We start from the raw sequence: 22389 nt of genomic DNA on the forward strand, positions 1-22389 counted from the left end.
TCCGACATTCGTCGCGCAGCGCGCACGCCAGCCTACGCCACCATCTGCTCATCGGCATGGCGAACGCGGCGTAGAAAGCCGCACGCGAACCTAGAGAACAGCGATGCCCTTCCCCCGAGAGCCAGCTCCAGTAGTGGCTTGCGGGATATCTCATCCTGATCAGGCTAGGGACGATGCCCGCTTCTGGCCGCCAGCCGACACGCCAGCCTCATGGTTTGACTAAGCACGTGTACCTCGACAGAGCTGCCTGCTGCGCGTGCGGATCAGCGAAGGTGAGTGGTTTGGCAAGCATCTCCAGAACGTCATCGGCAAAGGCGGTCTGCCAGCGTGCATTGGGGCTTCTGCTCTGCGCCGCATTCGCAGTCGCTGCGACATCGACAGCGGCGCCAATGCCTACCGCCGCCATGATGCCGGCGGCCGATCGCCTCGAGATCGAGCGGCAGCTGACCGAAGAAGTGCAGGCGCGGGTCAACCGGCAAGAGCGGATCGAGGGACAGAGCAAGGACGTATCCGCGCGCGTCAGATTCGACCACGCCAGCCGGCGAGTGATCGTGGATCTGAGCCGCGGCTATGTCCCCAGGTACGCCGGAGGCCAACTGGAAGACCTGGAAGCGCAACTGAGGATCGTCGTCGAGGAGCTGCTGATGGGCCTGGTGGACTTCAGCGGCGTCCAGTTCCGTTGGCGGCCATCGAGCACGGCTACTACTACGCTCGATCCGCTGAGTTCATGCAGAAGCCAATTGTGGAAATGCTGGTCTGGATGCGCGTTCCGGGCGATGTGATCTTCAGCGTGGGCGCAGTATCACTGGCTTGGTTTGTCTTCAGGCTTTGGGTATCCCCGAAGCCTGTAGGGGTGGCAGGCGCCACCGATGTGCACGATTTGCCTAACCGTTGATGCTTCTGGGCCGGTGGCCTCAGGGTCACCGGCCACGTGAGAAAGAGGCTGTTCCAGGCGCATGCAGGGAGAAGGCATCCATTGGCGCAAGGAGGGCGCCGCCTGGGGCTACTATGTGGGCGAGTGCCGCATCGCGGTGGTTGCGCGTGCAGAGTCTGTCTGGGAATGCAGCTCTACTGTTCCAGGGATCGAACTCCCTAGCTTTGCAAGTTCCAATGCTATCGAGGTTCTGACCCGGGTCGAACATTGGTTGGATTGCCACCGAAGGCTTGTGGTGCGCGTGCTTCTATCGGCTGGCGCGGGGCTATGTCCACAGAAGCATTCATGACCCCCGAATTCCCGCGGGCGAGACCGGGCAGTTGCTGTCCGAGAGCTGCCTGCGATAGAAGGTGAAGCCAGTCCCGATTGGATCTGCTTTCAGCCTGCCTGCACACTGCGGACTCAAGCAGACCTAAATGCACTGCAAGTCTAGCTCGTGTGGCGACCAGTGCCGTAATCGCACTCGCCTGGCTGGCCGGTTATTCAGTCCCCTACCGTTCGATTGGTTAGTTCATGTGCAGGTGATGAAATGAGCAACGTGGCCGCGTTCTTTTCAATCATGCTTGCGCTCTCCTTTTGGGAAGAAGCAAGAGCCGATGTGGTGACGGACTGGAATCGAGCCGCGATGAAAGTCGTGGTTGAGGCGAAAGTCAATACGCCCACGGCAAACCGTACGATGGCCATCGTGCAGACGTCTGTCTATGAAGCCGTCAACCAGATCACCCAACGCTATCCCTCCAATTCACCGGCGAATGCAGAGCCCGCCTCGATCGAAGCGGCTATCGCCGCAGCCAATCGGGTTGTACTTGGCGAACTGCTTCCTTCCCAATCCAGTCATATCGAAAGGCTCTATCAAGTCTCCATCAGCACCTTGCCTGACGACGCGCTGACGCGTCGCGGTATTGCGATCGGAGAGCTTAGTGCCAGGAAACTGCTGAGAGAGCGCGCGGGAGATGGTGCCAACACAGTGGCGGCATACCGACCCGTTACTCAGCCCGGCACCTATGTGGCGACCACGCTGCCGATCGTGCCGCAGTGGCCACAGCGCAAGCCATGGCTGATGTCGGACGCCACGCAGTTTCGTCCTGCGCCACCACCTTCGCTAGATAGTGCGGCATGGGCACAGGATTTCAATGAGATCAAGGAGCTCGGTGCTCGTGAGAGCCTCGTGCGGACACCCGCACAGACCGAACTGGGTCGATTTTGGGAAACGACACTGCCGGTGATCTTTTATGGGATTGTTTATTCGATCACCGATCAGCCTTCGCGAGAAGTGACGCAGAACGCACGTCTTTTGATGGCGGTTAATCAGGCGATGGATGACGCGATCATCGCCGTTTTCGATGCAAAATATCACTATGGCTTCTGGAGACCCATCACGGCGATTCGTAACGGCGACTTAGATGGAAGCGAAGCGACTGAGCGAGATGGTACCTGGCTGCCACTTATCGATACTCCAATGCATCCAGAGTACCCCTGCGCGCACTGCATCGTCGCTAGTACTGTTGGCACCGTATTGGGGGCTGAGTCAGATGGCGTACGAGTCTTTTCTACTACCAGTGATACCGCACCGGGCGTTAAGCGCAGCTGGAACCGCCTGGAGGACTTTGTGGCGGAGGTATCGGAGGCTCGTATCTATGACGGCGTCCATTTTCGAACCTCGACGCAAGTAGCAAAGGAGATGGGTGAGAAGATTGGCCGACTTGCGATAGATCGGCATCTGCGCGAAGAGTCAGATGCTAAGGCGATTGAGCGGTAGTTTGCAGCTCCTATTTAGGGAGCCGGACTGATCCGGAAAGTGATACCTCAGCCGTGGAATGGTGACTCGAAATTCTGGCTTCGGCGCCAGCCAAGGTTTGACGACCGTGAGTAAGGGAACCTGGGGCTGCCGTCTAGCAGCTTCTAAAATCCTGTTGCGCTGACAGAAATGGACGTTTCCCCAATACGTTGAGCACTACAGTGCGGCGTTCTTAGTCGATCCGTTATAGGCAGGACGCGACACTGGACAGCCTTAATCTGATTCATACGTTCCCGCTTCCTAGCTCGCCGTAATAGCCCCACACTGCACGTTCCGCAGCAGTTAAGCGTCTATTGACTGTGGTCAAGGACACGCACATGTGGTTACTGCGAATTCCGATGTGCAGCTAACTGTTTCGCCCACTGAGGCCCTTAGGCCCTGGAGACTGCTGGTCTGTAGCAGTGATTTGGATATTTAGCATGCCTGACATTCTGCAATTGCATGGTAGCCATGCGCGGAGACTGGAGATCTTAGCGGGCATTTCGGATGATCTGGCTCAAGCGATGATCAGTGTCGATCGTCTTCTTAAGGGTGGCTCCAAGAACGAACCGGGGTTGGCCAGGATGGACGCGCTTGTGCGCTATGGGCGATGCTTTGGGAAAGGTGTAGCTGCATGGGGAGCATCCAGGGTGTTGGGAGATTTAAGCGACGTGGAGTTACCAGCATTTAGTGGACACCTGAGCGGCGGTGTCGATGTACCGCCTCGAACTCGATGGGACTGACGCCACCGAGATGGCTGTGTCGACGGATCGGATTGTAGAAGCCTTCGATGTACTCGGACACGTCCAGGGCAGCCGTTTGGCGGTCCGCGTAAATGCGCTTCTTGATCCGCTCCTTCTTCAGGCTTCCGAAGAAGGATTCAGCGACGGCATTGTCCCAGCAGTTCGCCCGCCTGCTCATACTGGGCTCAAGATGGTTGGCCTTGCAGAAGCGCCGCCATGCATCGCTCCCATACTGTGTTCCCTGATCCGAATGAATCAGGGTCTTGCGGGGTCGTCGAGAACGAACAGCCTTCAACACCGCTTCTAGAACCAGCTCTCGATGAATCGTCGGCTTGACGGCCCAGCCCACGACCTTACGGGAAAACAGATCCACGACGACGGCCAAGTAGAGCCACCCCTGCCAAGTACGGATGTAGGTGATGTCCGTCACCCACGCCTCATTGGGCTTGGATACCGTGAATTGACGTTGCAACAAGTTGGGGATCAGCACGTGCGGCTTGGCGGCCGGGAGATGACGTATGCGGTAGCCGTGGAGCGCGTGCAGGCCGTTCTCGTGCATGAGTCGAGCAACCCTGTGCTTGCTGCAGGTTTCACCTCGTTCGCGTAGATCCAGGAACACCCGGGGGGCGCCATAGATCCCGTGACTGGCTGTGAATGACGCACGGATGAGACGCAGCAAGCGCGCATCCTCCAGTGCTCGCTCGGACATCGGATGATCGAGCCATGCGTAGTAGCCGGCACGAGCTACACCGAGAAGCCGACACATCATCTGAATGCTGAACTCATTCCGATGCGACTCAATGAACCGATAAGCCCGCCGTGTCCGGCTCGGAACCTTCTTCGAAGACATGATGCTTGCCTCCCGCTGATTGCGTGGATGCTAGACCCTGTCCACAAGATGCTGGTAACTCCAACGTCCTCCGTGCCCGACACCATCATTTCAGGCGGCTGAGAGATACGCTCGTTAGTCATCCCGGGGAATCGGACGCACCTATACAGCTGAAGCCGTACTGGATGCTAGCAATGTTCTCCACCTCCAGTGTGAGCCCATTCCCATATTCGCGCTGGGGCAATTGGAGGCTATGGATTTCGCGGAACTATTGTCCAATGTTCAAGAATGGGTGGAGCGGCTTAGGCTCGAAGTCGAGAATGATCTTCGCTTAGACTTAGCAGAGCTATCGGATGAACAGTTTCGACAACTCCCCATACCGGTTCGCGCGGATCGGCCGGATCAAGGGCCAGTTTGACGGGTATTAGCCATTTGTCGACCTGCCGGAGCATCCAACCAATTGGCGAGTTTGGCCGAATCTCCCGCCTGACTTCTCGGCGGAGGCCAAGTAAACTGGGCTAAAAGGGGGCGGTATGAGCCATGTTCGGATAGGTGTAGTAGGAAGCCTGTTTCTATCCATCGCAATACCTGCGAGAAGCCAAGAGGCGAGCAGCCTGGAAGCCAGTTATGCGGCTATGTGCGCGACGCCTGCTGCCCGTGAAGGCGAAACTTGCATCGCTCTCCAGAAGGCCCTGGCGGAGAAAGCAATGCGCCCCACTACCAACGCATCGTCGACTCCGGCATTGGACAAGGCTGTCTGGGGACTCTACGCGGATCTCATCGGAAAAACCCAGACGGTTGGAAATCCTACCGACCCCATATTCGCGAAAGTCGAGTTCCGACTGGATAAGGGTCGTGTCCTGGAAAAGTGGACTTGGTACGGCGCTGGCGCGTTCGGCACCTCTGAGACATATACGATTGAGCAGCTTGGCGACACGGGTCAACTACGTTTCACGACTTCGGCCGGCGCGAAATGGGTAGGCGCCGCGTCTGCTGATGGGAGTGTCCAGTTCAGCAAGAGCACCATTGTCGGCAAGAGCATTCAGGGCTACTACTCTTCAGCAGCGGGCATCGAGCGCCGGACCTCTTATCGAGGGAAAACCACAATCGAACTCCTCTCTCCCTTTGATGCGAGTCGAGAGTCCCACTATATCGAAATGGCGAACGCCAACAACGCCGAGGAACAGCGAAGCAAAGCAGAAGCCGCTGGACAGCGCTTCCAGATGGTGGGTGCCCTCGTTAACAGTGCCGCGCAGAGTTATGCCGCCTACCGAACCGAGGACGCAGGGAGCACCACAAGCAGGGTGGTCATGCCGGCATCAGTCACCCCACCGGTTGATTCAATCAGCGCGCAGGCCGGCGGTGCTCATGACCATGCAACCAACGGCAGTGGCAGCCGTGCACCTTCGACCGACTTGCGGTTCGTGCTCTCCATCGGGATGGAGCCGATGGCGGGTGATAGAGTGAATCCCACGTGTTACTCGAATCTAATCAGCCGACCAGGTCCACCCGGCTGGGGGAACGGTGACTTGCCGAGCGGCTCTGCACGGCAGGCGCACGACACCGTAAAGGCCTTCAAAGCATCCTTCATTAACCAGTGCCGCGCGACGGGCCGAAAAGTTGCCAGCGAGGGCAATTTCCAATGGGTCTGGAACGAGCGAAAGATTGACGAGGCGCAGCTCCGGGAGGTCCGGCCTCGCTACAAGGAAGATGTGCTGGTACAGATGGATTGAGTCGTGCTGTTTACCATTGCGGAGTGCAGCACTCTTATAAGCCGACGATGCTTTGGCGTGATCGAATTGCGACGCTCGATGGCCGGTTCCGGCCAGAAGCGGACCTCGCGCCACATCAGCGGCGAGAATGCCAAGGCCCATTATACTGCTCCACAAGGATTCGGCCTTGGCCGTGGGCGAGGCCCCGATTCATACTGCAGCAAAATCGAGCTTAACTACCTCGATCATCTTTCTCGTCATTCAGGCGCCCTCTGGTTCTCGTCGCTTAGTCGAAGCCCACCTTGCCTAGGCGATTCTCCGGAAACCAGCCCTACGCAAGCAATATGTGCCGGCTTGGCGTCGTTCGCGCGAACGACGAGCCTATGACCCACCTTGGGTGGGTTAGATCGCAGTTCCCGAGGAACAGGAAGGTAGAACTCCACTCCGCTATCGCTCACCAGAAGAAGTCGCTCCATCTTGCTGTTGCAGCCAAGAACAGTTGCTTCGAATGTGGGGTAGCTTTTCTCTTGAGTCCGATCTGCCTCGAGAATCGCGACTGAACTCCATTTAGGAAATTCACGAACCCCGACGCCATTCGAACTGTTCACCGCAATTGATGCGTCCGAGTCCGGAGTGCACATTGCTTTTACGAGCCTGTTGATTGCACCCGGGTCGGCGCCAACATGATGAGCTAGACCTTGCTCTAGGCTCCGAACACTATCTTTGATCTCGGCCACCATCAACTCCACACCACCTGACTCCAAGCCATCCGTTCGCGTGATGGCGGCCAGCGCTTCATTTTGGGCCTTGCGCGCGACGGCGTACTTATGGATGTCTTCCAGAAACTGGATGACGGTGATCGTCCGTTCCTCAGCCTGATCGTAGACGAGAACCCATTCATTGATTCCTGGATGAAGAACGATGTCATCGTACAGATGTGCGCCATGCGCCTGTCTATGCTGATTCAGCATCTTCACCTGCTGCGCCAGCGCTGCAACTTTTGACACATTGGCCGATGGGACCATATCAATAGAACTGAGGCTTGTTCGAATGAACTGCCCTCGCTCGATCAGGTCCAAGTAGGACGCCTCCGGGAACAGCGCTGCGGTACTGACCTCCATAACCCTCGCTCATCATGTAGACACTACATCGTGCATGGGCATGGGAGCACGCTACAAAGGAACGCGTAACCAGGGTTGGTGGGTGATTCGTTCAGAGCCCCATCTTTCTGATGGAGAAGGCAACATGACAAGCGAGAAGTGCCCAGTGAAAGCCTTGGGTCAATGGCACCTTTCCCGTCGACGCGCCCTGCTCAGCATGGATGCTAAGTAAGAGCTGAGCCCCCTGCTCGTTCTTTTGCTGGAGCTTGCAGCTAAGACCAAGAACGCCCAGCAGCCTGTCCAAGGCATCTTTGCTGGATCTGTGGAGCTTCAGCCGTGAACCCGGACCAGTGTTCAAGTTACTGATTTCACTAGCGAGGAGCTCAAGCAAGTCTCGATTGGGAGTGCCAGGCTCCGAGTCGGCCAGCGCGAGAAGTGGTTTCAGGAGGGTCAAAGACTTTAGCCTCCTAACACTCACCTGCTCAGAGGCTGAGCTGCCTGTTTCGGACGGAGGCAGGCGATGGCGTACACGCTCCTCTGCGATGGAAACAACTTTTTCCATGACCTGGAGTGGCACCCCCAGCGAAAAGGCTGTTTTCTTTAAGTCTGCTCCTTTGGCCAGTTGATTCAGAACCTCCAGTACGGTGCTTGCTGATAAATGCATATCTCCGATGCTGGATTGCGAGTCAGCTCCCACGGACCCAACTAGCCCTCGCCGGGAGGCAGGCTGTTGAGTATCACTCCCCATGAGCATGCTCTCCACAGCATCTGTGTCTCTCTCTCTACCCGCGCGGATCGCCCGATCCACTTTTGAGAGTGATTGCATTCCAAGTGCGGCGAGCTGGAAACGACTAATTTCTCTCCTCGCCCTTCGCATAGGCCGAGACTTGGCTGACACCGGCAAGTGATGGTAGTACCGTCCTGTTGTGGTAAAGCGACTATGTCCGATCCTGAGGCGGGAAGAAGCTGCATCCCGCGCACTCGCGTCACCTGTGAACAACAACGATTGGCCGCCAAGTCCAGTGGACAACAGGTTGGCGTCCGCCGAATCCAGTATCAGCCGCGAAACCAGTACCGTTCCGCCATGATGGCGCAGGTGATGAACCTTTGATCCATCGCGCACCGATGCGGCAAGCCAGCTTCTCACATACGCCCTGAGAATTGGCAGGCCCACGTGAACCGGGCGTTGGTCCAAATTCAAGAATATCGGAAGGTTTGGACTGTATCGCCGTCCCAAGCGGCTCCGCTCTGCGGCCAGCCAATCTCTGAGGACTTGCCATTCCCATGCGTCCTGGCTGACTTTGACAGTCACCCTTCTGCGCGCGCTCCTTGTCTTGAGACCTCGATAAGGATGTGGCCGAATCAGGATATCCACTTCATGTTCGGCGAAGGAAATGTCCTTGAATCTGAGAAGGACGACCTCGCTAAGACGCGCGTAGCTTTCCTTGAGCAGGGTAAATAGAACCGTTGCCTGCCTTTCAGATCGGAGCTCATCCGAAGTTCGGGAGAACGTCATGCCTACCTTGCCGATGGCATCGCGTAGTTCGCCGATGATGCGGTTTGTTTCATGATGCGACACGAGGTTGGCATCAACCCCCGTCAGTTCCGTGCCGGATGGAAAGAGAACTGATGGCACCGGGGGAGCCCCAAGCTCGCTCTGCGCGAATCGGTGAAACTCCATCAGCGTATGGGCCACGACTTCGACGCGACGAGGAATTGTCTCCTCGATGACTTCCTCGTAGATGGCCGCAAGGTCATCAGGCTCGATCTCGGAAATGCGCTCGGTGCGTAGTTTGGCCGCAAGTGGAGCACCTATCCTCGTAACGTACTCATAGACCGTCCGATGTGCGAGCTTTCTCTTGGCGCGTGTCCCTTCCTTCAGCAAGTGCAGTGCGTATCTTGCGAGTGCATCACACGAACCGGGAACGTCCGGACCATTCAGGTAGGCTGTCACCGCCCGCGCCATGGGATTTCGAAACTGCGCGAACTCGCCCTCGGATATGCGCTCGCCCGTCGTGCTGAAAACCTTCTCCGAGGCGTACCCTGAGCGCAGGTATAGCAGATCGCGTAGCTCGCGGAACTTTCCGGCACCTCCGCAGCTGGAGGACGGTCGCGGCAAAATGGCGACAGCTTCATGACGATAGGCGGCACTATCATCGAGCGCCAGATCTTCACATCCATTGTCTTTCGAGCCTTCAACAACGGACCGATATCGATCTAGCGACAGGTGGGTTGAGCCATCTCGGCCACCTTCAATACTTCTTGCAAGACCGGACATTTCGTGGATCTTGAAGATCCTAACCGTCTGGCAAAGCGCGATGAGCGGCGACCCCGAAGCCAGATTGAATAGGCCCTTCGGCAGGTTTGTGGACAAGAGGTCGTCGATTTGGTCGTGTGACACCCCTTGGCCACCAAGCCCCCATTGCTGGAGCGACTTCAGCGCCAGTGCTGCCACCCCATCTATGTGAATGTGTCGAGGGCTAGCCTCCATCTCAAGGAAGAAGTGACATGGCATTGCAGGCAGGCTCCTGACGGCGCCAGGTGAGGCAAGGCACCGCAGGATGGACTCAGGAGAGTCGATCAAACTGTAGGCTGCGAGCGCAACAACGCATCGGGCCAAAGCTTCGTCGAATGATCGAGGCTTCTTCGCAGCTTCAGTGCTGTTGAACGATTCGCGCAGGGCCATCATTTGGTCAATGGCTAACCCCATTGAAAGAACGAATGGCGACGGCTCAAATCTATGCATAGGGAGCCACGGCGGCGGAACGCTGGCTTTCCAACCTAACTTGCCGACACCAAACCGAATGAGCTGGTAGAGGTAGTTGCGCGCGGCAATTGACAGTGCGGGCTGGTTCTTCGCGACAGCCTCGATGCCTTCAAGTGCAGCCGAGATCTGTTTCTGAGGAACCTCAAGATCTTCCAACCCAGCGGCTTTGAAGACTTCGAGAGCATGCGACCTTTCGGCACTGGTTCGCAGCGGGAGCGGGGCGACATCTCGGGCCCACACCGATGACAGGACTTCGGTCAGTCGCGTCGCAGCTTCCGCCCTGATTGCTCTGCCGGCGGCTCGCTGCTCGTGGCGCAAGGCCAACTGACGTTCGCGTCCGATGCGCTCTGACCTCTGGATCTCCATCTCCCAGGACTTGAGCGGTCCATGCATCCGTGTTCTTGGATACGGGGATCGCGTTCTCGCAGCAAAGCCGCGCTCGACAGTGATTCCCTGTACTTCGATTGCCTTATCCAAGTGTGGGCGGATCCTCCGGACGAACTGATCCGGCGCGACAGGGCTTTCCGAGGAGAATGGATAGAGTGCGCTTTCCAAGTGGCCCAAGAAGGTCAGGACGTCATCGCCAGAGGCGCCGGTCAGTCTGAGCCTCCTTGCCAAGTAGGTTCTACCCCAGTTGAGCGGAAGGACCGCCCATTCCTCGGGAAGACTCGCCTTGAAGCTTATCCAGTCGAACGGCGACGGTTTTCCAAGCTCGTCAAGGTGAAAGAACAGTGGGGCACCCGACTTCAATGCAGCTTCTGCTCGCCTCGTTGCCGCGGCTGGAAGTGGACTGCCCTGCTCGGCGAATGCGGAAAGGTGCTGCAGATAGCCTTCGAGCTGCAGTACTACCTTGCTTGGGAGTGCGGCGGGTCTGAGCCAGTGGGTTGGATCAACTTGCTTGTCCCTTACGAAAGCCGCGCCCGCGCAGAATGAGAAGTCGTTCTTGCAGAGTCTTAGCAGCGCTTCCCCGGGCCGGTGTCCGACGCTCGCTAGCATGAGCGTTGCGCAGTAATTCACCAGATGGTTGTGGCGAGCCGCTGCCGTAGCTGCACTCTCTTTCCAAGGGCGAGGGTTTCGCAACGGAGCGATCATCGCCGTTACCATGGCTCGCACAGCATCGTCCTTGACGAGCAGATTGGAGCCTATGAGGTAGTCACGGTCGACATGCAAGGGCGGCTCGGACTGAGGATCGCACCCGAACACTGGCCAGATTGCTTCGCGGTAGGAATTGGCCACATCCCCCGCTGGCACCGTAGTGTAATGAAGCGGCGCCCTAGATTGTCCGAAATCGTCTGCGCACGCGAGCATGGTTAGTGGGAGATCCCCTGTCGAACGCTGGATCAATGCGCGCGCAGTAGAGCGTGCTCGAGCGATGGTGAGGGCACCATAAGGTCCTTGATTCCGTTTGCCCGCCATGTACTCCGTAAGCTTTACCGCGCTATGGAGCGCAAGCAGTCCGTACTTGGCGAGCACCTCATTCAAAGCGGCCGCGAGCACTGGAGGAAGGTCCAAGGGAAGGTGACTTCCGGTCGGCTCCAGCCAATCAACCTGATCTTCGGCAGGCTCGAATACAGCCTCGGGCCTGAGCACCGGAATCCAGAGGCTGGCACCGTCCCAGATCGGCGCTTTGAGACTTGAGCTCGCCTGCGGCGAGCCGATAGAAATGGCTGTGAGCCTGTCTTCAGAGTATCCAAGGGCGAGCGTAAGCAAAACCTGCAGAGCTGTCGCCGTTACGTGCGCATCTTCGTTCGCCAGTCCATTCCGGACATCCGCCAGCGCCTCACGCGCCAGCCACATGGCCTCTTGGTCGGAAAGTGATTCTATGTGATCCCTTATGAGGCCTTGGTTGCTGGACCAAGTGCGCCGCAGAAACTCCGTCCGTGCCTCGCGGGCCAGTGGCAACAGTAGCCCCGTCTCGTGGATCGGAGAGGGCAACATGAAATCTGCACGCGCAGATTCGTTGCCATCGGAATCGACTTCGAGTGGCAACGAACGGATGGGGCCTCTATTGCCGCGAGGCCGCTGCGTTCTCTTAGTGACTGTCTCTCTGAGTCGCAATGGACCCTTGATCCCGGGCGAGACCGGGCTCGGCACCCCTGTAGCGGGAGGCACCAAGATCGTTGAGCGCTCCTCGGGACGCTTCAGCAGACCGAGGAATCTATTGAACACCGCTCTAAGATCGGCCAGCCCTGCCGAGGACGCAATACCCGTCGAATCGCCCAACTCATCCAACGCAGCCCTAACCTGACTCGCAAACTCTTCGGCCGTTGAAGTCAGTTCAACGTGGATTTGAAGCTTGTCGTAGAGCGCACGGGATGTCTCCCTGTTGGACACGAAGCCGCGTATCAGCTGTGCAATTCGCTTCTGCTCACGCAGCGGTACGCGCGTTGTCTCGCCAAGGACGCCGTGGAACGCGGCTACTACGAGCAATGCACGCAGAGGCTCAACAAAGTCGGCACCCCCGGCCACCAACGCGCTCGCTACCGGTGCCGCGTTTACGGAATGCAGGTAGTTGGTCTTGTCCCACTGTTGAGGGCGCCCCTCCCAGTACTTGGCTAGCTCAGCCAAGGAGATCCCTCTTGGGAAGTACACCTCGATCCAGGGAGCGGCTTGTCCAATTCTGAAGATGTTGCGGCACAGTGACCCGATCGCCATCTTTGGCAGATCGAATGCCTCGAGCAAAGCAGCTTCGACTTGGGAATGATCGACCGGTCGTTCTTCGCTTGGAGGTACGCCAGATGGGCTACTGCTCATTCCTGATCGCTGTCCTGTGCCAAGCCACGGCTCGGATCTCTAGCGTTGTAAACTGTCATCACGATGCCTGCCATGGTGTGGGGCAGCATCTTAGCAGCAACCGACAATCCGTTTAACTAACTGTTTTTAATATAAATTCTACTCTCTCAATGTAAACTGTCATAACGAAACGCATCTAGACGTATCGTTCAGTTAGTGGCTTCCGAAGCCGTCGGGGGTTCGAATCCCTCCGGGCGCGCCATTCCTGCTGTTCGTGTTCCCGCGCCGTTCGAAGCGCGGTACCTTCGCCGCCATGGCTGCCTGGCTGCCCGCATCCCGCACGCGCGCCGCCGCGCGCTCTTCCGAACGTCGCCGATGTCCGATCTGGATGCCCGTGCGCTAGCCCTGTTCGACGAGTACGTCGAACTGGCGCCTCCCCAACGCTCGGCCGCACTCGCGCGGCTGCAGGCGCGCGAACCCGCGCTCCACGCGGCGTTGCTCAAGCTGCTGGACGCCGACGCGGCCACGCATCCGCTCGAGAACGTCGCGCTCGACGCCATGCTCGATGTGTCGGGCGAAGAGGAGGACGATCCGTCTTCCGCACGCATCGGCAACCGGCTGGGCCCATGGCGTATCGACCGCCTGCTCGAATCCGGGGGCATGGGAACCGTCTACGAGGCCAGTCGCGCGGATGGCCAGTACGAAAAGAAGGTCGCGTTGAAGTGCATGCGGGCCGGGATGTCGTCGCCGACGCTGATCGAGGCGTTCATGCGCGAACGCAACCACCTGGCGCAACTCGACCATCCGCACATCGCACCCTTGCTCGACGGTGGCATCGAAGCGGATGGCCGACCCTGGTTCGCCATGCGCCTGGTGCACGGCACCGCCATGGACCTGTGGGCGGACCAGCAGCGGCTGTCGCTCGCTGAACGCGTCCGCCTGCTCCTGCAAGCCTGTCAGGCGCTGCGGTATGCGCATGGGCGCGGCATGCTGCACCAGGACATCAAGCCGGCCAACCTGCTGGTATCGGCGGACGGCCACGTGCATCTCATCGACTTCGGCCTCTCCGCCATGATGGACAGCCTGGAAGGGCCCGCGCATCGCTGCATCGCGGTATCCAATGGATATACCGCGCCGGAAATACTCGCGGGGGGCGCCGCCTCCGCGGCCAGCGACATCTATTCGATCGGCGTCATGCTGTACCAGCTGCTCGTCGCCGACTGGCCTCGTCCGCTGCCGCGGCTGCAGGCCAGCCTCATCGCCTCGCCGGTCGTTCATCCCGCACGGCCAGCGTCGCGGCTGGCGATGTCGACCACGATGGACGTCGCATGGAAGCGTCGCTGCCGCAGCCCGGCGCGACTGGGCCGCGGCCTGCAAGGCGACCTGGATGCCATCGCCCTCAAATCCGTGGCGACGTCGCCCGCGGATCGCTACGGCAGCGTCGAGGCCCTGATCGACGACATGGAGCGCTGGCTGGGGCGTTACCCGGTGCGCGCGCGCGATGCCGGCCAGCTGCATGCGGTGCAACGCTTCCTGCAACGCAACGCCCTGTCCAGCGCACTGGCCGGCGGCGTGGTCGTTGTCGCCGCCACGGCCGCAGGCGTGCTGGGCTGGTCGCAGCTGAGGGACAGCCGCGAGCTGCGCGACATGCAGGCTGTCTCGGCCGTGTTCGAACAGACGCTGGGGGCGGTGGCACTGTCGGGACTGTCGGACGCCCGGCCTTCTTCCCGCCAGCTGCTCCGCAAGACCGAGATGCAGCTGCGCGCGTTGCACCTGCAACGCAATCCCGCGATCAAGGCCAAGGCATTGGCCTCCCTGGCCCGCAACTACGCGTCGGTCGGCGACTATCCCCGTGCGCTCGAGCTGGCCAGCGAGGCCAGCCAGCTGCTGGCGGACCAGCCGGTGGATGCATCCGACACGCAGGCCATGCTCGCCATGCTGCTCAACCTGCAGGCGCGCCATGCCGACGCACGAGCCGCCGCCACCGTCGGCCTGCAGCGATCCACCTCGACGCGACCCACCGCGGACCTGACCACGCTCGACCTGCTGGTCGAGCTGGCGCGCGCGAACTGGGAACTTTCGGAGTACGACGCGGCCTTCGACGCCCTCGCCTTCGCGCATGAAACCGCATCCGGGCTGTCATCGCGCGCCGCGTCCGACCTGACGGTCGAACTGCTCATCCTGCGTGGACAGTGGCATCTCCAACTGATGGACCTGGCGAGTGCGGAGCGCGACCTGCAAGGCGCCGCCAAGGCGGCGCGGGGCGGCGCGCCATCGTGGGGGGAGCATGTCGAGGAGGCCCAGCTGCCCTTGCTGATGATGCAGGGGCGTCACGGCGAAGCCTACGAACGCGCCACGGCACTGCTCAACGCGCGCCGCAAGCGGCTGGGCGCGGATCATCCGGATACGGCGCGCAGCCTGCGCCTGCAACTGGAGGTCGCCCAACAGGCGCCTGCGATCGCCCCCGTTACCCCCGACGCGCTCGACGCCGTGCGTGACAGCATCGTATCTGCCTATGGGAGCCAGCACCCGGAGTTCGCGCGCCAGCTGATGCTCGAGGCCCGCGTGCGCTCCCGGGACAAGCCCGGCACCGCACTCGAACCGGCGCGCCAGGCCGTCCAGCTGCTGGAAGGTACGCTGGGACCGCGCCACCCCACGACCCTGGCGGCCAAGGAGGAACAGGCGGGCTTGCTCCTCGCCTCCCTGAGGCTCGTCGCTCCCGCCGACAGGGAAGGGCTTCGCGGCGAGGCCATCGGTCTGCTGCAGGAAGTGATCCATACCACTGCGCTGCGCCACTGGCCATCGCCTACCGCGAAGTACGCGCTGGCACGGGCGCTGCGCGAGCGCGCCGCACGCGGCGGGACCACCTCGGCCTCGGATCGCCAGCAGGCGGAGACGCTGCTTCAGGATGCGCTGGTGGAGGCCAGCCGCCACCTGGGTGCCCGCCATGCAACGACGTCGATGATCATCCGCGATGCGCTGGTAAGTGGGCACGCGGCCGTCGCGACCACATCCGACACGCAACGATCGCCCTCGCCCTGATCGGCCCGCACCAGCAGGCCGATCGTGATGCGAAAAGACCGCCGACGATCGCTCGCCAGCGGCCGTGGCATCAGTACGTGCCGACGAGGTTGAGGAACCAGCCCTTGTGGTCGTAATCGAAGTCGGTCAGATCGTCGCTGAACTCGGTGAAGTTGTAGCCCACGCCGACCCGGAAGTTCTTGCCCAGGTCGCGATCGACACCCAGCAGGAAGCCCTGCCTGGAGCCGCCGTCCTCGACATCGAGCCAGCGGTACTCCGCCAACGCATGCCACTGCGTGCGCAGGTCGTAGCGCACCTGCGCGGCCGCGAAGGTGGTGGCCGAGTCGAGCCAAGCACCGGTGCCGCGGCCCATGCGCACTTCGCCCTCGCGCCGCGCGAGCTTGCCGGCGAACTCCCAGCGCTGGTCCAGCTTGTACACGCCTTCGAGCGAGAAGATCTGCGACTTCTGGTCGTAGTCGGCGCCGCCAATCTGGCCGAGCGTGGCCAGGTCGTACAGGTAGGTGTAGCGACCGAACAGGCCCCACCGCTGGCTGTTCCAAGGGCGGTAGGCGAAGCCCACGTTGCCCTCGATGAAGCGCGCACTGGCGAGCGGATTCAGTTCATCGTCGGTGTCGGCATAGTTCAGCCGTGCCGCGATGCGCCAGCTTTCGTTGATCTTGTGGGTCAGGCGGTTGATGCTGACCCACTGCTCGCGTTGCTCGGCCCCATTGTCCTCTCGCCACTCCAGCTTGCTTTGCCAGTCGGTGTCCGGCGACGTGCGGCCACCGGAGACGCTGATCGCGCGGCGGTCGACGTTGCCGCCGTCGGTGTTGGTCAGTTCGCCATCGGACAGCGTGAAGCCGAGGTTCCATCCCTGGGCGGGATAGAAGTCCATGCCGAAGGTGTGCGCCAGACCCGATGCGTTGCGCTCCTTCAGGAACTGGCTCTCGTTGTACAGGTTCACCTGGTTGGACAGGCGCCAGCGTTGGCCCAGGGTCCAACCGTTCTGCGTGCGGCGGTCGAAGACCGAGTCGTAGTCGGTGGTGTCGGTGGAATAGGTATACGCACCGTAGATCGAATGCTCCGCGGTCAGGCGGTGCTCGGCGTTGATCGTGGCGGCGTCGCCGCGGTCGCCCGTGGAGACTTCCGCTCCCACCGACGACTGGTTGCCGTACAGGACCTTGCCGCCCAGTGTCAGGGCATTGTTGTCCGCGTACTGGCCACCGTCGTCATCCAGCGTCACCTGCCCGATGCCGTAGAGCTCCAGCGTACTGCCGAAACGGTGCAGGTACTTCAGCGCACCGAGCGTACCGGCGGCGTCGGCCGCGGTGCCTTCCTGGTCGACGCGACGGACTTCGGCACTGAACGTGCTGGCGTCGTTGACGCGCCATTCCAGCGTTGCCTGCGCCTGCGTGAGCGACTCGGCCCCGCTCTCGGCGCGGGTGTAGCGCGTGTACAAGCCCAGGTTCGGCGTGAACTGGCCCAACAGTTCGGCCCCGTATTCGGTGATCGGCCGACCGGTGTCGTAGCGCGAGATCGAGTAGCCAGCGCTGGCATTGCGCCACCATGCGCCGACGCTCCAGTCCTGCTCCGTCCAGCCCAGCTCCTTGAAGTTGGCGCGCGCTTCCAGCGACTTCGCTTCGCCTTCGCGGAACAGCGTCGTGTCGTTCTGCTGGATGAAGCTCAAGCCGCCATTGTCGGAGAAGAACACCGGTGCACCGAACGACTCGGTCTGCGCGTACTCCGCCTTGATGTAGGTGCCCTTGCCCGCCTGCAACGTCAGGTCGCCGGCGGCGAGCGTGTAGTCCTCGCCCGCCCGGTTTTCCTGCACGTACGTCGCACCGACGCCGACGTGGTTGCCGAACCAGTGCTTGCCGCGGAAGCCGGCGGTGACATCGTCGGCGTCGAACCCCGACGGTACCCATTCGTAATCCACGATCAGGCGCTGTTCGAAACCATCCAGCGGGGTATCACGCGTGAGCGTGGGACTGTTCTCGCGGGTGATCTGCGCCAGCGGCCGCGTCAGCAGAACGCGACCCTGCAGTTCGTCGATCTCGTAGTCGGTGCCGCGCTGCAGGACCACGCGGTTCTCCGTACGACCGGTGGTCAGGTCGCGGATTTCCAGCGTCACCACGTCCGAGCCCGGCAACAGGTCGGTATGGCGCAGGTAGTACAGGCTGCCGCCGGTACCGATGAACTCGTTGTGGCCCGGCGCGGTTTCTGCCTGTGAACCGAACACGCGGAGCTCGCTGCCCGGATCGCCCCAGCGGTTGGTGGCATTCGAGCGCCAGTTCAGTGCAGCGCCGTAGAGCGAGCGCTGGTACTGCGCGTATTCGGTGCCCGTGATGCCGGTGCTGTAGTTTCCCCAGAGCGCCTGGTTCTTGTCCCAGTCCACGCGCAGGTAGAAGCGACCCATGGTGTCCACGTCGCGGTAGGTCGTGGAGTCGTCACCGTAGACGGGGTAGTAGAGATCCGGATCGAGGCGACGGAACACGTCCTGCGGATCGGCCTCGGTGAACCCGTCGAACAGGCGCTCGAGATCACGCTGGGTGGTGTCCGCCTGCGCGGTGACCAGGTACTTGCCTGCGTACTTGGCCTTGCCGTAGAACGCCAGCCGGCCGTCGCTGATCACGTCGTCCTGATAGCGCGTGTCGTTGGCGAAGGCGGCGCCCGAACCGCTTACCTTATTCTGCGAGATGGTCACGTCGGCCAGGCCAACGCCGAAGAAATACCGCCCGGTGACATCGACGTCCAGCGTATAGCCAGGCTTGGCCTGCGCCGCACCCTCGCTGTCGCCCACGCCGATGTCGAACCGGTGCCGCCCGACCGGCACCAGGTACTCGGCCACGAACTTGCGCTCCAGGTCGACCGGGTAGCTTTCGCCATTGATGGTCAGCTGGCTGCGCTCGGGAATGTTGCGGCCCTGTATACGGATACGCGAGCCGTACAGCGGGATGTTCTGCTGGCGCAGGCCGTTGTCGGCGAAGACGTTGTCCAGCAGGCTCTGTGCCTGCGCCTGCTCGCCGCTCAAGGCGCTGCCCAAGGAACGTTCCACGCTGTCGCGGAGCAGGTTGGTGCCGCGCTCGGCTTCTTCGGGCGACACCAGCTGCAGTGTGCGCGGATAGGTTTCGTCGAAACTGTCGCCCTCTCCATAGGCACGCAGCACATAGACGAGTTCGTCACCCTTGCGGAAGGGGTACGTCGACGGCAACGCGCCGTCCCAGTCCGCGTGGGCGACTGCCGCCACGTCCAGCGGCACGGTGGCGATGGGTTCGATCAGGTCGGCATCGCTGCTGCGGTAAAGCGAGATTTCCAGGCGCTTGATGAAGGCCGGATAGTTGCCACGCACGTAGAACTGCACCGGTTTGGTGACGCGCTGACCGTCGAAAGCGACCAGCGTCGGTGCGGACACCGACAGTTCCGGTTGTCCCAACGTGGGATCTTCCGTCGCCCAGATGACACCCCCACCCGGCAGGTCGATGGAGAACTTGCCCATCGCCGTCGCCTTGCCGGGCTGCTCCGTCGCCACGGTGACGCGGCGATCCGGCTGCAGGGCCTCGGAAGAGGACCCCACATCCGTATTGCGGGTGACCGGCTTGTCGTAACTGCGCGTGCGCAGCCGGAACAGCAAGCCTTCCTCACCCGTGCAACGGTCGCCGTCGCAATCCATCTGCTTGGCGGTCCCCTCGGCCTGGTCCTGCTGCGCCTGTGAAGGCGCAGCCGTCTGGCCGAAGGCGATCGGCGCCGAACCTGCCAGCAGGCCGATCAGCGTGTAATCCAGCAACTTCATCTTCATACGCTTCTTCATGATCCGCCCCCTCACTTCCGCACGCCGACAGGGGCTGTCGGATCGTTACTGGCTTCCACGCGCACCTTGGCACGCACCTCCTGGCTCAGGCGTTGGGCGATCGCGTCATAGACCGCCTTGGCGCGACGCATGCCGAGCGCGGTGTTGTACGCGTGCGAAGCGCGTATGTCGGTATGGCCGACGATGGCGATGGTGCCGCCACCCATCTTCTCCAGCGCCGCGGCGACCTTGTCCAGCAACGGATCGAACTCGGGCCGGATGGTGGACTTGTCGGTATCGAACAAGACCGTGCCCAGCAGCGCGCCGCCTTCGTCGACGCCCACGATGAGCGAACCCGGATCGTCCACGGTACCGCGCACGCTCACCACCAGGCCCCTGGCCGAGCCCGCGTCCAGCTTCTCCAGCAGCGCTGCCTTGACCGCGTTCGCGCGGTCGAAGGCCAGGCTTTCGCTGTCGCCGTTGGCATGGATGACCACGTCACCGCCCTGGTACTCACGCACCTTGGCCGCCATCGCCTCGATCACCGGCAGGTACTTCTCCCGGACCTCGGCGCTACCGGGGGCGAAGAACACTTCGCCCAGCTCCAGCTCGACCTGCTCCTGCCCGCCTTCGATGACCTGCTCCGGCAACGTCACGCCGAAGTCGAAGCGGACGGGCACGCCGGGGGTGATCCGGCGCAGCAGCGGGTTGTCGGTGGTGAACGCGGCGCCGCTCGGCAACGTGGAGGGATCGACCTTCAGGATGAAGTTGCGACCCCGCTCCCACGCGCCGCCCGGCACGCCGGCCAGGTGGTAGCGGCCGTACTGGTCGGTCTCGATCAGCAGGCCTTCCACCGACGCGATGCGCACGCCGGGGATGCCGCGCTCGTCGATGCCCGCATTGCGGATGACGTAGTCGACCACATAACCGCCTTCACCCTGCGACACGCGGCGCTCGACCGTCGGCGCGGCGGCATTGAGGCCCTTGGCCGCATCGCCGGACTGCTCGACGCGGGTGGCACCTGCGGCATCCATGCGCACCGTGACACCCTGGTCGGTGGTCAACACGAAGTCGTCGGTGAAGCTGGCCTCGCTCAGACGCTGGCGGATGACCACCGCGTTCGCGTCGACCGGCTCGGCCAGCGACTGGCGACCTGCGATCGCACCCAGCGCGATGCCGTGCAGCATCGGCGAACTCGCATCCGGTTCCGGCTGCGGACCAGCACCACGATCCACCGTGGTGGAGTTGGCGATATAGGCACCCGGCGCAAAGCCGCCCTGCACCTTGACGCCGCTCAACGCTGCGCTGTCCTGCCAACCGTCGCCATCGCGGTCGTTGAACACCGTACCGAACAGCAGGCTGTCGTCGACCAGCGCATCCGCCGTCAGCACGACCTCGGCCGTGGCCACGTTCGACACCGGATCATCGGTCGCCGAGCGCACCTGCGCCTGGTTAACGTGGGTACCCGGGCGGACGCCCGCACCGATGCGCATCACATAGACCAGCGTGGCGGTCTCGCCGGCAGGCACGTCGACGCCGTCGATGCGGATCGGGTAGGTACCCGACACCGTCGCCATCCGGTCGGCATCGCCGGCCACCAGCGACCCTTCCACGTAGCTGAAGCCAGCAGGGGGCGTATCGGTGATGCGGCCGTCCACCAGGTCGCTGGTGCCCACGTTCTCCACGGTCAGCGTGTAGCGGACCAGATCGCCCACCTTCACTTCGCGCGCACCCGCCGACTTGCTGAGGCGGATCTCGGGCAGATTGACCGGGTGTTCCGTGCTGCAGGTCTGGCAGGTCGGCGGCTGACCCGTCGGATCGTCGGTGCTCGCCACCACCACGTTCGATACACGGCCACTGGCCGATGCACCGACCGTCGCGGTGTAGGTGAACACATGCGTGCCCACGGGCGTACCGGCCGGCAGCGTGCAGGTCATCGTCGTGCCGTTGTAAGCACACCCTGCCGGCATCGCACCCAGCACCAGGCGCTGGTCCGGAGTATCGACCAGCGTCACCGCCGCACGGGTGGCCGACTGGCCGACCTGAACGGACAGGGTGTAGGTGATCACCTGACCGGGCTGCACGGTGGCGCCATTGGACGGGTCGGAACTCTTGTTGACCACAATCGTGGGTGCCGCGACCGGCGTATCGATGTCGCAATCGGCGGCGCAGACGGGGTTATCGTCGCTGGTGCCGACCACCGCGTTGCGCACGAAACCGGTGGCCTGGCCGTTCACCGTGGCCGTATAGCTCACTTCGTACACGCCAGGCGCCGTGGCCGCCGGCAGGGTGCAGACGAGCGGTTGCGTGCTCGTGCAGGTGTACGCACCGGCATTGGTCACCGCACCGAACGTCAGGCCCGTGCCCAGCGTGTCGGTCAGCGTCAGCACACCGGAGGTGGGCGCTGCCGCGACGGTGGTCGTCAGCGTGTAGGTGATCACGTCACCCGCCACGACCTGCGTCTTGCCGGCAGGCAATGCAGCCGACTTACCGTAGCTGATGATGGCCGGCAACGGCTCCGTCACGATCGTTTCGGTCTGGCAGCTGCCCTGGCAGGTGGGAGAGTCATCGCCCGTGCCCACCACGACATTGCGGACAAAGCCGGTGGCGAGGTCATTCACGATGGCCGAGTAGGTCACCGTGTACGTGCCGGGCGCGGTTGCGGCCGGCAGCGTGCACACCAGGGGATTCCCGCTGCCGCAGCTGAAAATGCCCGGGGACACGGTGCCCAGCGTCAGGCCGGTACCGAGTGTATCCGTCAGCGTAACGAGCGACGTGGTGCTGGCATCCGACACCTGGACCTGCAGGGTGTAGGTCAGGGTATCGCCGATCGAGACTTCCGTCTGGCCAGCCGGCAGCGTCACCGACTTGCTGTAGCTCACCGCAGGCGCCGTCACCGGCGTGCTGGTGCCGCAGTTCGTCGTGCAGGTCGCGTTGGTGCCGACCACGGCGTTGTCCACCGTGCCCACGGCCTGGTCATTCACCG

9 protein-coding genes are annotated in these 22389 nt (G+C 61.8%); 4 read left to right on the forward strand and 5 right to left on the reverse strand.

Features of this window, described 5'->3' with window-relative positions; all coding sequences use genetic code 11:
* Positions 1-389: 389 nt before the first annotated feature.
* Together CYU89_RS14565 and CYU89_RS14570 are read left to right on the forward strand one after the other, a co-directional pair.
* Complete coding sequence (locus tag CYU89_RS14565; RefSeq protein ID WP_296282109.1) at positions 390-782, forward strand: hypothetical protein; 393 nt, start codon at positions 390-392, stop codon at positions 780-782.
* Between the two features lie 681 nt (positions 783-1463).
* Positions 1464-2693: a vanadium-dependent haloperoxidase gene (locus CYU89_RS14570; protein WP_296282111.1), complete on the forward strand. Its 1230-nt coding sequence runs from the start codon at positions 1464-1466 to the stop codon at positions 2691-2693.
* Positions 2694-3398: 705 nt separating this feature from the next.
* Here the strand turns inward: CYU89_RS14570 and CYU89_RS14575 are convergent.
* On the reverse strand, positions 3399-4304 hold the full coding sequence (locus CYU89_RS14575) for an IS3 family transposase (protein ID WP_296282112.1): 906 nt from the start codon (positions 4302-4304) through the stop codon (positions 3399-3401).
* A 686-nt stretch (positions 4305-4990) separates the two neighbouring features.
* Between CYU89_RS14575 and CYU89_RS14580 the strand changes: the two genes are divergently transcribed.
* Positions 4991-6016 carry a hypothetical protein gene (locus tag CYU89_RS14580; RefSeq protein WP_296282114.1) on the forward strand — a complete coding sequence of 342 codons (1026 nt, stop codon included), beginning with the start codon at positions 4991-4993 and terminating at the stop codon, positions 6014-6016.
* A gap of 236 nt (positions 6017-6252) precedes the next feature.
* Here CYU89_RS14580 and CYU89_RS14585 read toward each other — a convergent pair whose 3' ends face one another.
* Both CYU89_RS14585 and CYU89_RS14590 read right to left on the reverse strand, forming a co-directional pair.
* Positions 6253-7116 carry a hypothetical protein gene (locus CYU89_RS14585; protein WP_296282115.1) on the reverse strand — a complete coding sequence of 288 codons (864 nt, stop codon included), beginning with the start codon at positions 7114-7116 and terminating at the stop codon, positions 6253-6255.
* A gap of 91 nt (positions 7117-7207) precedes the next feature.
* Positions 7208-12616, reverse strand: coding sequence for a site-specific integrase (locus CYU89_RS14590; RefSeq protein WP_296282117.1), 5409 nt, complete (start codon positions 12614-12616; stop codon positions 7208-7210).
* A 354-nt stretch (positions 12617-12970) separates the two neighbouring features.
* Between CYU89_RS14590 and CYU89_RS14595 the strand changes: the two genes are divergently transcribed.
* A complete protein-coding gene (locus CYU89_RS14595) occupies positions 12971-15637 on the forward strand; it encodes a serine/threonine-protein kinase (RefSeq protein WP_296282119.1) in 2667 nt (888 codons plus the stop codon).
* Positions 15638-15707: 70 nt separating this feature from the next.
* Here the strand turns inward: CYU89_RS14595 and CYU89_RS14600 are convergent, their stop codons facing one another.
* Complete coding sequence (locus tag CYU89_RS14600; RefSeq protein WP_296282120.1) at positions 15708-19424, reverse strand: hypothetical protein; 3717 nt, start codon at positions 19422-19424, stop codon at positions 15708-15710.
* A gap of 11 nt (positions 19425-19435) precedes the next feature.
* A partial coding sequence (locus CYU89_RS14605) for an OmpA family protein (protein WP_296282122.1) occupies positions 19436-22389 on the reverse strand: 2954 nt, incomplete at its 5' end.

Origin of the sequence: Pseudoxanthomonas sp., from assembly GCF_002863005.1 — a bacterium.
Classification (GTDB): Bacteria; Pseudomonadota; Gammaproteobacteria; order Xanthomonadales; family Xanthomonadaceae; genus Pseudoxanthomonas_A.